The sequence below is a fragment of the Brevundimonas sp. FV1ye29L genome, from assembly GCF_058681095.1.
In genome coordinates this window covers 254,268-267,769 of sequence record NZ_CM178730.1, presented here as the reverse complement: position 1 = coordinate 267,769, position 13,502 = coordinate 254,268, and the positions used below count along the sequence as shown (strand labels likewise).

Below are 13,502 nucleotides of genomic sequence, written 5' to 3'. Positions count from 1 at the left end.
CCTCGGGGTCGCGTTGAAGATCGTTTTGACCTCAAGGTGGAGCGAATCCCTGACGGCCCTGCACAAGAAGCGAGACGAACCATGTCGCCTGCCTCCGACGACCGCCTGCGCGAAGAGGTCCGCCTGCTGGGCGCCCAGCTCGGCGAGGTCATTCGCGACGAGGGCGGCCAGGCCCTCTATGACAAGATCGAGGCCGTGCGTCAGGCCTCGGTCGCCTATCACCGCGACCCGGCCTCCCATCCGGCCAAACGGCTGGAGCGTCTGCTGACAGAACTGGACCTGGACGAGGCCGTCGGTCTGGCCCACGGGTTCGCGGTCTTTTCGCTCCTGGCCAATATCGCCGAGGACCGGGCGGGCAAGCGCCGCGCCCGGACCCAGACCCTCGCGGCCCTGAGCCCCGAACATGCCCGTCCCGACACCATGGAGGGCGCCCTGGCCCGTCTGGCGGCGGCCGGCAGGACCCCGGAGGATGCGCGCGCCCTGCTGGCCGAGGCCCTGATCTCGCCGGTCCTGACCGCTCACCCGTCCGAGGTGCGGCGCAAGAGCGTCATTGACCGGATCGCCGCGGTCTCCGACCTGCTGGACGCCTGCGATGCGCCGGGATCCGACAGCATGCCCGCCTGTTCGCCCGAGGCCTTCCGGCGGGGCCTGCGTCGTCAGACGGTGATCCTGTGGTCCACGCGTCTGGTGCGCGGCGCCGGTCTGGTCGTCCAGGACGAGATCGACACGGTCGTCTCCTTCCTCGAGCGCATCTTCCTCAAGGTGGCCCCGGAGCAACTGGCCGACTGGCGACGACGGCTGGACGCGCCGGACCTCCAGCCCTTCATCCGCATCGGCGCCTGGGTGGGCGGCGACCGCGACGGAAATCCGAACGTCAATGGCGAGACCCTGTCGGCGGCCATGGCCACGGCGGCGCGGGCGGTGCTGCGGTTCTATCTGGACGAGGTCAACGCCCTGGGCTCCGAGCTCAGCCTGTCGGCGTCCCTGGCGTCGGTCACGCCGGAACTGGCGGCACTGGCCGGGGCCTCGGACGACGATTCCCCGCATCGGGCCGATGAACCCTATCGCCGCGCCCTGACCGAAATTTACGCCCGGCTGGCCGCGACCCATCAGGCCCTGACCGGCCATCCGGCGCCCCGACCCGCCCGCTTCGCGGCCACCGCCTATTCCGGGCCGGACGCGTTCCGCGCCGAACTGGCCATTCTGCAGTCCAGCCTGATCGCCAGCCACGGAGAGGCCTTCACCGACGACAATCTGGCGCGATTGATCACGGCCGTGGACATCTTCGGCTTCCACATGGCCACCCTCGACCTGCGCCAGAACTCCGACGTGCATGAGCGGGTCGTGGGCGAGCTATTCCGGGTGGCCGGGGTCGAGGCCGACTATTCGGCCCTCGACGAGGAGGGTCGCATCGCCCTCCTGTCCGGCGAACTGGCCTCGGGCCGGCTGCTGTTCAATCCCTATGGCGCCTACAGCGAGGAGACGCTGAAGGAGCGATCGATCCTTCAGGCCGCCGCCGTGGCCCTGGACCGTTTCGGGCCGCAGGCGATCCGGACCCATATCGTCTCCAAGACCGATGCGGCCTCCGACCTTCTGGAGGTCTATCTGCTGCTCAAGGAGGTCGGCCTCTACCGACCCGATGCGCCGGGCGAGTGCCCGATCCAGGCCGCGCCCCTGTTCGAGACCATCGACGACCTGCGCGCCGCCAGACCGACCCTCGAGCGGCTGCTGAAGGAGCCCGCCGCCATGGCCGTGGCCCGGGCGCGCGGCGTGCAGGAGGTGATGATCGGCTATTCGGACTCCAACAAGGACGGCTCCTACCTGACCTCGACCTGGGAGCTGCACGAGGCCTCGCGCGCCCTGCTCGACGTGACCGAAGCAGCCGGGCTGCGGCTCCAGCTGTTCCATGGCCGGGGCGGCGCCGTCGGACGCGGCGGTGGCTCCAGCTTCGCCGGGGTGGTGTCCCAGCCCACCGGAACGGTGGCCGGCCGCATCCGCATCACCGAGCAGGGCGAGGTCATCGCCAACAAATACGGCGAGCCCGATGTCGCCCGCCGCAATCTGGACGCCCTGACCGCCGGGACCCTGATCGCCTCCCTGGCGCCTCCGCCCGACGACGAACTGACCGCCCGCCACGGCACGACCGCCTCGGCCCTGTCGCAGGCCTCGATGGCCGCCTATCGCAAGCTGGTCTATGAGACCGACGGCTTCGTGGACTATTTCCGCGCCGCCACGCCCATTGCCGAATTGTCGGAGCTGAAGATCGGCTCGCGCCCAGCCTCGCGCACCGCGTCCACCGCCATCGAGGACCTGCGCGCCATCCCCTGGGTGTTCAGCTGGTCCCAGAGCCGGGTCATGCTGCCCGGCTGGTTCGGCTTCGGCTCGGCGGCCCAGGCTGCTGATCTGGACGAGATGAAGGTCATGGCGCGCGACTGGCCCTTCTTCCGCACCCTGATCCAGAACATGGAGATGATCATGGCCAAGGCCGACATGACCATCGCCCGGCGCTACGCGACCCTGGTTCCCGACCCGGCCCTGGCCGTGCGCATTCATGGCGAGATCAACGCCGAGTTCGAGCGCACCCGCGACGCCGTGCTGGCTATCACCGGTCAGGACCGGCTGCTGGGCGGCCAGCCCGAGCTGGACCGGCTGATCCGGCTGCGCATGCCCTATGTCGAGCCCCTGAACCATGTGCAGATCGAACTGATCCGGCGTCGTCGTGCGGGGGATGACGATCCCCGGGTCCGCGAAGGCATCCTGCTGGCCGTCAACGGCGTGGCGGCGGGACTGAGAAACAGCGGCTAGACCGGCTTTGTCGCGACGGACGGCGCATGACCGTCCGGTGTCGAATTCTCCGGGTCCGGATGGGTCCCGGCGGCTGAAGAAAATGTCATGACTTCAATGTCATGACCTCGAATTAAAGCTTGGCCTTACCTTTGCCGCCGAAGGGCCGGTGTGCCGCTCCAGAGAGGGTCCAGAAGGGCTTTCGTCGCCGCCAAGAGCGACAAACCCCCTCAGGAAACCCTGCCATGAAATTGATCCTCGCCGCCGCCCTCTCCGCCGCCGCCATCGCGGGTGCGGCCTCCGCCCAGACCTCCGGCGGTTCGGCCGTTCGCATCCCGTTCGGCGATCTTGACCTGTCCACCCCTGCCGGCGCCGCCGCCTTTGAAGCCCGCATCGCTGATGCCTCGCGCTCGATGTGCCGCAACGCCACCCGACCCGCCAGCCGCCTGAACGACACCCCCCATTGCGTCGCTGCGGTTCGCGCCGAGGCCGTGGCGCAGCTGCCGAAGCCGGCCCGGGCGCAGTACGCCGCCAGTCGCCCCTCGATCACCCTGTAGATCCGGTTGGCGCCCGCCCCCCGCCAAGCCCCGCCGGCTCGTTCCGGTCGGGGCTTTCGCCGCTCCGCCCCGAACGCACAAGCCTCGGCATGTTCTTGCGTTGTGTGAGGCTTGTTGAGGTTATGAAATGCCCACAACAGCCCAGCGTCAGCAAAATGTGATCCAACCATCACGAGATGGCGGCGCCCGCGTCACCGATCCGGCCTAGTCAGCCCCCCGTCGCTCCTCCCCGCGACGATCAACTGGATGCCGGTCATGCAAAAGATCGCCCTCGCCCTCTGCCTCGCCTTCGCCGCCGCCGCCGCCGCCCCGGTCGCGGCACAGAACAGCCAACATCGCGTCCGGATCGACGATCTGGATCTCGCCACCCTCCAGGGGGCCGCCGTCTTCGACGCCCGCGTCCAGCGCATCGCCCGCAACGCCTGCGCGGGTCGTCCCGCCCTGGCCGGGGTGCAATGCCGCACCGCCGTGACGCGCGAGTTCCACAACGCCCTGCCCGACGCCCGCCGCGACGACTATGCCCGCGCCCGTTCGGGGACCCGCATCCTGGCCTGGGTTCCCAACGTCGCCGTCTAGACCTCGTCTCGCCGAAGACGAAAACGCCCGGGACCTGGGGTCCCGGGCGTCTCTCTCTTAGAAAATCCGCGCCAGTGACCGCTCCGGTCAGTTCACGGGAAAGCCGCGAACGCGCAGCAGGGCGGCCACGTCCGGGTCGCGGCCGCGGAAGGCGCGGTAGGCCTCGCCGCGATCGGTGGTGTTGCCGGGCGCCAGGATCTGGCTCTTGAAACGGCCGGCGATGTCCGGATTGAAGACGTCGCCCGACTGCTCAAAATAGGCCCAGGTATCGGCGTCCATCACCTCGGACCACAGGTACGAATAATAGCCGGCTGAATAGGCGTCCGAGGTGAACAGGTGATTGAACTGCGGCAGGCGGTGCCGCATCACGATCTCCTTGGGCATGCCCAGACGCGCCAGTGAGGCCTTCTCGAAGGCGTCGATGTCGGTGGGCGGCACGGCCTGGGTATGCAGGTCCATGTCGACGATGGCCGAGGACAGATAGCTGACCGTGGCATAGCCCTGGTTGAAGGTGTTCGAGGCCTGGATCTTGTCGACCAGGGTCTGGGGCATGGCGGCGCCGGTCTGGTAGTGTTTCAGATAGCCGTCCAGGATGGGCCGGCTCAGCACCCAGTGCTCGTGCACCTGCGACGGATATTCGACGAAGTCGCGCGGGGTATTGCCGAACGACGGATAGGTCACCACCGACGACAGATAGTGCAGGGCGTGGCCAAACTCGTGGAACAGGGTCTCGGCGTCGTCCAGCGAGATCAGCACCGGCTCGCCCGGCTCGGGCTTGGTGAAATTGTTGTTGTTCGACACCAGGATCGCTTCCGATCCGCCCAGTTGCGAGAACGACCTGTAGCTGGTCATCCAGGCGCCGGACCGTTTGCCCGCCCGGGCGTAGTCGTCGGTGTAGTAGAGACCGACCAGCCGGTTCGTCGGCTTCTCGTGGACCTCATAGACCTCGACGTCGGGCTCAAAGACCGGCACGGCGCCTTTGGCCAGCTTCTTGAAGGTGAAGCCGTACAGCCGCTCGGCCATGGCGAAGGAGCCGGCGCGGACGGCGTTGAGCTCGAAATAGGGCTTCAGCTCATTCTGATCGAGGTCGTACTTGGCCTTACGGACCTTCTCGGCGAAGTAGAGGTAGTCCCACGGCTCGATGTCGAACCCGGCGATCGCCTTCATGTCGGCGACCTCTTCGGCGACGCGAGCCTTGGCCGGCGCCCAGACGCGGTCCATCAGTCCCTTGGCCGCCGCCGGGGTCCTGGCCATGGTGTCCTGCATCCGCAGTTCGGCATGGTTGCGATAGCCCAGCAGTTTGGCGCGCTGGTCGCGCAGCTTGACGATCTCGGCGATGGTCGCATTGGTGTCGTTGGCGTCGCCATTGTCGCCGCGGTTGACGAACTTCTTCCACACCTGTTCGCGCAGGGCCCGGTCGTCGGCGAACGTCAGGAACGGATCCACCGCAGAACGGGTGTTCAGGATCGCCCAGCCCGTCAGGTTGCGGCTGCGCGCGGCCGAGGCGGCGGCGGCCTTGTTCGACGCCGGCAGTCCGGCGGCGCCGGCCTCATTGGCGATCACGGTCCAGCTGTTCTCGTCGGCCACGACCTTCTGGCCGAAGCGGGTGAAGGCGTTGGACAGGGCGGTGTTGATCCGGCCCAGTTCGGCCTTGCCGGCCGCATCCAGATTGGCGCCCGACCGGATGAAGGCGTCGCGCGCACGTTCGGCCAGACGCTTCTGCTGGGGGTTCAGCCCCATGGCGTCGGCATTGTCGGCGACCGTCTTTACGCGCTGGAACAGTTTCTCGTTGAAGCTGATCTCATCGAAGAAGGCCGAGGTCAGGGGCGACAGTTCGGTGTCCAGGGCGTCATATTCATCGCCGCCGATATTGCCCGTCATGACGCTGTAGATATTGAAGGCGCGGTCCAGCGGCTGGCCCCACAGCTCCTGGGCCGCCATGGTGTTGGCGAAGGTCGGGGGCTCGGGGTTGTTGGCCACCGCCGCCACGTCGGCGCGGGCCAGTTCCATGGCTTCCAGCATGGCTTCGCGCAGTTTGGCCGGGGTCACCTTGTCCCACGGCGGCACGCCGTCATAGGCGCCGGTCCAGGGTTGCAGCAGTTCGGCGCGCGGCGTCTGGGTCGGCAGGACGGCCCGGGCCATCCGGGCCTCCTCGGCCAGGGACAGGGCGGCGCCGCCAGCAGGGGTTGCGGAGGGGACGGCGCCCGGGGTGGCGGCGCCGGTGGTCGAACAGGCCGTGAGAGCCATCAGGCTGCCGCCTGCGATGAGAAGCTGGCGTCTGTGCATCGGATACTCCGGGTAAATGCCATGATTGTCCCCATCCCTAGGCCCATGTCGCACGGCCGTCACATGAACGCCCCGTAATATTCCACATCCCGGGCGGGCGGGAGAAATTTCCGTCTCCGCTGCATCGCAGAAATGGGCTAAAGCCCCCGGCATGGCGATTGGCGTATTCGACTCCGGCGTGGGGGGACTGACGGTCCACCGCGAACTCGTGACCCGTTTTCCGGAGCGGGATTTTGTCTATTTCGCCGATCAGGCCAATGCCCCCATCGGGGGCAAGACCGGCGAACAGATCGTCGACCTGACCCGGAAGGGCTGCGAAACCCTGTTCGACGCCGGCGCCAGCGTGGTCGTACTGGCCTGCAATACCGCCTCTGCGGTCGCCCTTCGTCGTTTGCAACAGACGTGGATCCCCGCTCAGCAGGCTCGCTACGGCCGGCCGGTCAATGTGCTGGGCATCATCGTCCCGACCATCGAGGCGGCGACCGGCCTGCCCTGGACCTATGAGGCCGACCGCTCGGCCCGCGACGACAAGATCGAGGCCATCGACATTCTGGGCGTCTTCTCGACCGCCGCCACCGCGCTCAGCCGGGTCTATGAGATCGAGATCGACAAGCGACGCGAGGATCTGGCGGTGTTCTCCGAGCCCTGCCCCGGGCTTGCGGGCCTGATCGAACTGGGCGCGACGGCCGAAGAACTGAAGGTGGTGGTCGACGAGCATGTCGACGCCCTGCGTCGCCGCATCGGTCGCCACCCCGATACAGCCATCCTGGGCTGCACCCACTACGAGATCATCGCCGACGTCTTCGCCGCGGCCCTTCCCGTCGGTACGCGACTGATCAACCAGCCGACGGCCGTGGCGGACGCGCTGGAACGCTATTTCGCGCGCCATCCCGACTACGACCTGGGCGCCAGCGGACGACGCGACTTTCTGACCTCCGGCCGCCCCGGACCGCAGTCGGACATGGTCAGCCGGTTCTGGGGCGCGCCCCTGACCTTCGAGGCCGCCTGAGCGTTCCGGACGCTGTATCAGTGGGTGCGGGCCTGGCCCTCGCGCCGGTCATCGGCCCCGCCGTCCCAGCCCCAACGGCCCCCGGCGTCACGGCGCCACAGGCCGCCGTGCAGCCCGGAGTTTTCCGACGCATTGGGCTGGATGCGTACGCCGCCTTGCGCCATCGCGTCGCGTAGCCCAGGGCTGAAGCGTTCGGTATCGGCCCCGAATCCGTCGCCCTTGGCCACCAGATTGGGCAGGTCGAACGCGGCCTGCACCGGCAGGTCCCAGACCAGCGTCCCGATCAGGGCCTTGGCGTTATAGGCCAGGATGGACGACCCGCCCGGCGAGCCCATGGCCCCGACCAGCCGACCCTCTGCGTCCAGGATTATGGCGGGCGACATGGAGCTGCGCGGCCGCTTGCCCGCCGCCACGGCGTTGGCCGCCGGCTCGCCATCGGCGCGCGTCGGCGAGAAGGAAAAGTCGGTCAGCTGGTTGTTCAGGAAGAAGCCGGCCGCCATTCGGCCCGACCCGAAAATGCTCTCGACCGTGGTGGTCATGCTGACGGCATTGCCCCGGGCGTCGACGATGACGAAGTGGCTGGTGCCGGCAGGCTCACGGGTGGCGTCAGGGGCCCGGAACACGCCCCCGGGTGGAGTGCCAGCCGCCGCCGCCCCGGTCAGGCCGGCGGCCAGGGACGCGCGTTCGGCCACATAGGTCTCGTCCAGCAATCCCTGAACCGGTACGCCGACGAAGGCGGGATCACCGACATAGCGGTCCCGGTCTGCGTACATCAGTCTCTGCAACCGGGCGAAGGCGATCCAGGCGGCGGAGCTGTCCGGCCCCCAGGCCAGATCGGGCGCATAGTCCGACATCTCGAGCAGTTGCAGCACCGACACCCCGCTGGACGGCGGCGGCGGCACACAGACGACATAGACCCGGAACGGTCGGCACAGGGCGCCGCGCTCAATCGGCGCATAGGCGGCCAGATCCTCAAGCGTCAGTCCGCCGGGACGGCTGTCGGCCTGGACGGCGGCGACGATCTCCCCGGCGATCCGCCCGTGATACAGGGCGCGCGCGCCGTCACGGGCGAGGGTGGCAACCGTCTCGGCATAGGCCGGGTTCTTCAGCACATCTCCGGCGACATAGCGGGTCCCGTCGGCCTTGGTGAAATAGGCTGTCGCCCAACGGCTCCCGGCCTGGGGCGCTGCACTGGCGATCATTCGCGCCAGACGCGGGCTGACCACAAAACCGTCCCGGGCCAGCCGTTCAGCGTCGCCGAACAACTCGCCCCAGGCCAGTGCGCCGTGATCCTTCTGCGCCTCGCCGAGCAGGGCCACCGCGCCCGGCACGCCGGTGGAGCGACCGCTGAGCACGGCCTGCATGAAGGGCAGGGGACGGCCGTTCTCATAGAACAGCTCGGGCGTCGCGGCCGCCGGCGCCGTCTCGCGACCGTCATAGGCGGTGATCTCGCGGGTGGCGGCGTCATAGACCATCATGAAGGCCCCGCCGCCCAGGCCCGACGACTGGGGCTCGACCAGACCGAGCACCGCCTGGACGGCCACGGCCGCATCGACCGCCGAACCGCCACGCGCCAGAACGTTCAGTCCGGCCTGGACGGCGAGCGGATTGGCGGCCGCCACGAACGGGCCGCGCGCCGGGGGGGCGCCAGCGAGCGGAGAGGGAACGACCGCGCCTTCGGAAGCCGGCGAGGAAGCGGTCGCACACCCTCCCAGGGCCAGAAGCAGTGCGGCGAGACAGGCGAGGGGGGTTCTCATGTCAGACCTGATAGCAGGAGCGGGATTGCGGCGTCACCGCCAGAAACCGCCTCAGTCGTCCCCGAGCGCCTCGAAGACCGACTCGGCCTCGTCGAAGGTGTCGTAGGTCAGGGTCTCGGGCGGATTGACGATGACGAAGCGGCTGATGGAGCGGCCCGCCGCGTCCGACTCGTCCTGTTGCCACATGGCGCGGTCTATCCGCGCCTGCAACAGCGTCCAGACGCCCGGTCCCGGTGGCGGTGTCGGTTTTTCCATGACGTCCATCCCCCTGCTGCGCCAGCATACGGCCGACTGACCTGACGGCAAGCGCTCACCGATCACAGCCGGTTGACCCGCCGGCCCTTCGAGCGTTCCCATGACGCCGGGAGAAGATCCGCCATGAAGCACTTTCCAGCACTCTGCGGCGCCGGACTGGGCGCCTTCGCCGAGGCGGTCGACGGCGTCATGCAGGACCAGTACAGCCGGCTGATCCACTATATCGACCATGGCGAACCGCCGACGGCGCCTTTTGTCGCCCCGTCGCCCCAGGGCCCCGGTCCGGGGTGGACGCCCTAGAGTCCGGCGCCTGTCGTCCGCATGATCTCGGCGCGCAGTTCGGGCATGCCGTCGCCCTTCTCGGCCGAGGTCAGGGCCACGGCAGGGAAGGCGGCCGGACGTTTGGAGATGGCCTTCAGCGTCTTCTCGCGCATGGCCTCGCCCTCGCCCTTCTTGATCTTGTCGGCCTTGGTCAGGACGATCTGGTAGGAGACCGCCGCCAGATCCAGCGCATCCAGGGCCTCGTCGTCGACCGATTTCAGGCCGTGGCGGCTGTCGATCAGCAGATAGACGCGCTTCAGGGTGACCCGCCCGCGCAGATAGTCGCGGCCCAGATCCTGGAACTTTTTCACGGTCGTTTTCGACGCCTTGGCCCAGCCGTAGCCGGGCAGATCGACCAGCCGCAGCTTGCCGTCCAGATCGAAGAAATTGACCTCGCGCGTCCGGCCCGGCTCATTGGAGGCGCGGGCCAGTTTGTGCATCCCGACCAGGCCGTTGATCAGGCTCGACTTTCCGACATTGGACCGGCCGGCAAACGCGATCTCGGGCAGGTCCGGCTCTGGCAGTTGCTCGATTTTGGCGGCGCCCATGACGAAGGTCGCCTGACGCGCAAACAGCACCCTTGCGGCTTCCAGTTCGTCTTCGTCAAAGCCGGCAGCAGAGACCGGCGCGGGTTCAGGCGGGACCTCGGTCACATCAGGTCTTCTTGCCGAAGCGGCCGAGGAAGTCGTCGATCGGGTTCTCGGCCTTGAAGCGGTGCATGATGAAATACTGCTGGCCGATGGAGAGGATGTTGTTCCAGGCCCAGTAGACCAGCAGGCCCGCCGGGAAGGACGCCATGATGAAGGTGAACAGGATCGGCATCAGCTGGAAGATCTGGCGCTGGATCGGATCGGGCGCCGGCGGGTTCATCGCCGTCTGCAGCCACATGGTGAAGCCATAGATGATGGCCAGGACGCTGAGGCCGAGGGTGAAACCGCCGCCCGCGCCGCCGGCCAGGAACTGGCCGATCAGGGGCGCCGTCGCCGGATCCCAGGGGATCAGGCCGAACAGGTTCCAGATATTGGTCGGGTCGCGATCCGACAGGTCGCGGATCCAGCCGAAGAAGGGGGCGTGGCGCATCTCGATGGTGACATAGAGCACCTTGTAGAGGGCATAGAAGACCGGGATCTGGACCAGGATGGGCAGGCAGCCCGCCAGCGGATTGATCTTCTCCCGCTGATAAAGGGCCATCGTCTCCTTCTGCTGGGCGGCCGGATCGTCCTTATGGGCCTTCTTGATCTCCTCCATCTGGGGCTGGAGCTTGCGCATCTTCGACAGGCTCTCGTAGCTCTTGTTCGCCAGCGGGAACATCACGAGCTTGATCGTCAGGGTCAGCAGCAGGATGGCCACCCCGAAATTGCCGACCAGACCGTAGAAGAACTCGACCAGCAGGAAGATCGGGCGCGTCAGGAAGAACAGGAAGCCCCAGTCGATCGCATAGATGAAGCGGGGCAGGTCCAGCGCCTTCTCATAGCCGGCCAGGATCTCGTTGCGCTTGGCGCCGGCGAACAGCCGCTGCGTCTCGGTGGCCGTGGCGCCCGGCTGGATGGTGCGGGTCTGGCCCAGGAACTGGGCGGAATGGACATTGTATCGGTCCGCGTCGGTGACGCGGAACTCGGCCTGGATCGTCTCTGACTGGGTCGGGACCAGAACGGCCATCCAGTATTTGTCGGTGACGCCCAGCCAGCCGCCGGTAGACTCAAACTTCTCCAGCGGCTTCTTGGCCCAGTCCTTGTACTTCAGCTGGGTCGTGGCGAAGCCGTCGCCCCTGGAGAAGGTGCCGATGCCGCCTTCGTGCAGGATCTGGTTCTTGCCCAGATCGGTGGGCACGCCCTGACGTTCGACCCGGCCATAGGGGGCCAGGGTAATCGCCTGGGTCCCCAGATTGGCGACGGTGTCCGTGACGGTGAACAGATACTGGTCGTCGATCGAGATCAGGCGGGTGAACCGCAGGCCCTGACCATTGTCCCAGGTCAGGGTGACCGGGGTCGAGGGCGTCAGGGTGGCGCCCGACGTCATGCGCCAGACGGTGTTGGGACCCGGCACACCGCCGGGGACGTTCTGGCCCACCCAGCCGAACTGGGCGAAATAGGCGTGCTCCATGCCCTGGGGCCGGAACAGTTCGACGAAGGGCGAGTTCGCCTTGATCGTCTCGCGATAGGTGGTCAGGTACAGATCATCGATCCGCCCGCCCTGCAGCGAAAGCGAGCCCTTCACCCTGGCGTTCTGGATCGGCACCCGCGGCACCGAGCCCATGGCGCGCGTCCGGTCGGTGACGAAGACCGCCTCGGGGGCGGCGCCCGGCATGGCGCCGGGCCCGGCGAGCGAGGCTCCGGGTCTGGCCTGCTGCGCCGCGGCCTGTTGCGCCGCAAGCTCGGCCTTGCGCCTCTCGCCCTGGGGCTGAAGCACGAAGAACTGATAGGCGATCAGGATCACCGCCATGCACACGACGAAGATGATCGTGTTTCGGGTATTGTCGGGTTTCATGCGGGTCCGTCGTCCTGGGCAGGAATTTTGCGGGCGTTCTGGGGCTCGCTCCGGGGTCCGGCGTCCGCGCCCTGCGGGGTCGCCAGCCTTGTAAGCGCCGATTTGACATCGTCAAGCAGACGATCCCATTCGCGCCCGGCCGTGCCCATGCGGGCGATCAGCACATAGTCGCTGCCGGGACGGCCATGGAGAGGGATCAGGGCCCGCGCCGCCTCGCGCAGCCGGCGTTTGGCGCGGTTGCGCACGACCGCCCCGCCGACCTTGCGGGTGGCGGTGAAGCCGACGCCGATATGGGTCTGGCCGTCATGGCGCTCCAGTCGCTGGACGACCACCGCGCCGCGCGCCTGCGAAACGCCTTTCGCGGCCGCCAGAAACTGGGGCCGCGAGGTCAGGCGTTCGATCTTCAGGGTTTCCGTCATACGCCCGGAACCGGACGCATCAGGCGGCAAGAGTGAAAGCGCAAGGCCCGGAGGCTTAGGCCGTCAACTTCTTGCGGCCCTTGGCGCGGCGCCGCGCAACGATCTTTTGACCGTTCTTGGTGGCCATCCGCGAACGGAAGCCGTGACGGCGCTTGCGCACTAAACGCGACGGCTGATAGGTCCGCTTCACGGTCGGCTCCTCGGGTTGAAGGGTGCGGCGGACATGGACGCGTCCGTCTCGGGAAGGGCGGGCGTATAAGGGCGGGGGCTTCGCCTGTCAACGCTGGAGCGCATATGAACCGCATCAGGCGCTTCGGTCCCCTGATCCTCCTGGTCGCCCTGGTCGCCCTGGTCTTCGGCATGGGGTGGAACCGCTACCTGTCGCTGGACACCCTGCGCGAGCACGGCGGGGCGCTTCGGGCCTTTGCCGCCGACCATGCCATACTGTCCGTGCTGCTGTTGATGGCCGTCTTCGCCCTGCTCACGGCCAGCGTCGTGCCGGGGGTGTTTTTCGTCACCATCACCGCCGGCTATCTGTTCGGGCCCTGGGTCGGAGGGATCTCCACCTCCATCGCCGCCACCCTGGGGGCGCTGATGGTCTATGGCGTGGCGCGCTCGGCCCTGGGTCGATCCATGCGCGAGGCCGCCGACCGCAAGGGCGGGGTGATGGCCCGGGTCTGCGCCGCCATCGACCGCGATACCTTCTGGTATGTGCTGGCCTCGCGTCTGGCCGTGGTCGTGCCCTTTCACATGATCAATATCGCCGCCGGCGTCATGGGGGCGCGGCTGGCGCCCTATTCCATCGCCACAGTGATCGGCCTGCTGCCGGCCCACATCATCTACTGCTGGATCGGGGCCCGGCTGAACCGACTTCTGGTCACCGACCCGGACCCGGACGTCCAGTCCCTGTTCAACCAGTTCTGGGCGCCCATGGCCGGGGTCTTCGTTCTCGCCGTCATCCTGCCCTTCGCCCTGAAGACCGTCCAGGCGGCCTGGATGCGGCGAAACGCGGCGAAAGGCGCGGACGATTGACCCACTGCGCATTGATCGG

At 67.8% G+C, this 13,502-nt stretch carries 13 protein-coding genes; 6 read left to right on the top strand and 7 right to left on the bottom strand.

What is annotated here, in order from left to right:
- Positions 1-81: 81 nt before the first annotated feature.
- From ppc to ACW17W_RS01330, 3 genes are all read left to right on the top strand, one after another.
- Positions 82-2,805: a phosphoenolpyruvate carboxylase gene (gene ppc / locus ACW17W_RS01340; protein WP_492078618.1), complete on the top strand. Its 2,724-nt coding sequence runs from the start codon at positions 82-84 to the stop codon at positions 2,803-2,805.
- A gap of 224 nt (positions 2,806-3,029) precedes the next feature.
- Complete coding sequence (locus ACW17W_RS01335; protein ID WP_492078616.1) at positions 3,030-3,341, top strand: UrcA family protein; 312 nt, start codon at positions 3,030-3,032, stop codon at positions 3,339-3,341.
- Between the two features lie 255 nt (positions 3,342-3,596).
- Positions 3,597-3,917, top strand: coding sequence for a UrcA family protein (locus tag ACW17W_RS01330; protein ID WP_492078614.1), 321 nt, complete (start codon positions 3,597-3,599; stop codon positions 3,915-3,917).
- Between the two features lie 87 nt (positions 3,918-4,004).
- Here ACW17W_RS01330 and ACW17W_RS01325 read toward each other — a convergent pair whose 3' ends face one another.
- The gene (locus ACW17W_RS01325; protein ID WP_492078612.1) at positions 4,005-6,203 is read right to left on the bottom strand and encodes a M3 family metallopeptidase; all 2,199 of its coding nucleotides are present in this window, start codon (positions 6,201-6,203) and stop codon (positions 4,005-4,007) included.
- Between the two features lie 151 nt (positions 6,204-6,354).
- On the opposite strand from ACW17W_RS01325, the gene ACW17W_RS01320 reads away from it, so the two are divergent.
- Positions 6,355-7,212 carry a glutamate racemase gene (locus tag ACW17W_RS01320; protein ID WP_492078611.1) on the top strand — a complete coding sequence of 286 codons (858 nt, stop codon included), beginning with the start codon at positions 6,355-6,357 and terminating at the stop codon, positions 7,210-7,212.
- Between the two features lie 17 nt (positions 7,213-7,229).
- On the opposite strand, the gene ACW17W_RS01315 is transcribed toward ACW17W_RS01320, so the two are convergent.
- Together ACW17W_RS01315 and ACW17W_RS01310 are read right to left on the bottom strand one after the other, a co-directional pair.
- Complete coding sequence (locus tag ACW17W_RS01315; RefSeq protein ID WP_492078609.1) at positions 7,230-8,969, bottom strand: gamma-glutamyltransferase family protein; 1,740 nt, start codon at positions 8,967-8,969, stop codon at positions 7,230-7,232.
- A gap of 51 nt (positions 8,970-9,020) precedes the next feature.
- Entirely contained in the window at positions 9,021-9,224 is a 204-nt protein-coding gene (locus ACW17W_RS01310) for a hypothetical protein (protein WP_492078607.1), read from the bottom strand.
- Between the two features lie 123 nt (positions 9,225-9,347).
- Between ACW17W_RS01310 and ACW17W_RS01305 the strand changes: the two genes are divergently transcribed.
- Positions 9,348-9,524, top strand: a complete 177-nt coding sequence (locus ACW17W_RS01305) for a hypothetical protein (RefSeq protein ID WP_492078606.1) — start codon at positions 9,348-9,350, stop codon at positions 9,522-9,524.
- Here ACW17W_RS01305 and yihA read toward each other — a convergent pair.
- Genes yihA through rpmH form a run of 4 tightly spaced genes read right to left on the bottom strand, consistent with a single transcriptional unit; the run spans position 9,521 to position 12,641 of the window.
- On the bottom strand, positions 9,521-10,198 hold the full coding sequence (gene yihA, locus ACW17W_RS01300) for a ribosome biogenesis GTP-binding protein YihA/YsxC (protein WP_492078604.1): 678 nt from the start codon (positions 10,196-10,198) through the stop codon (positions 9,521-9,523). The two genes, ACW17W_RS01305 and yihA, sit on opposite strands and share 4 nt — an antisense overlap.
- Before the next feature lies 1 nt (position 10,199).
- Positions 10,200-12,032 (bottom strand): membrane protein insertase YidC, encoded by a 1,833-nt coding sequence (yidC, locus tag ACW17W_RS01295; protein ID WP_492078600.1) that lies wholly within the window; start codon positions 12,030-12,032, stop codon positions 10,200-10,202.
- Positions 12,029-12,451 (bottom strand): ribonuclease P protein component, encoded by a 423-nt coding sequence (gene rnpA / locus ACW17W_RS01290; protein ID WP_492078598.1) that lies wholly within the window; start codon positions 12,449-12,451, stop codon positions 12,029-12,031. The genes yidC and rnpA overlap by 4 nt, the downstream gene beginning before the upstream one ends.
- 55 nt (positions 12,452-12,506) lie before the next feature.
- Positions 12,507-12,641, bottom strand: coding sequence for a 50S ribosomal protein L34 (gene rpmH, locus ACW17W_RS01285; protein ID WP_013268133.1), 135 nt, complete (start codon positions 12,639-12,641; stop codon positions 12,507-12,509).
- A gap of 104 nt (positions 12,642-12,745) precedes the next feature.
- On the opposite strand from rpmH, the gene ACW17W_RS01280 reads away from it, so the two are divergent.
- On the top strand, positions 12,746-13,483 hold the full coding sequence (locus ACW17W_RS01280; RefSeq protein WP_492078596.1) for a TVP38/TMEM64 family protein: 738 nt from the start codon (positions 12,746-12,748) through the stop codon (positions 13,481-13,483).
- The last annotated feature ends 19 nt before the right edge of the window (positions 13,484-13,502 follow it).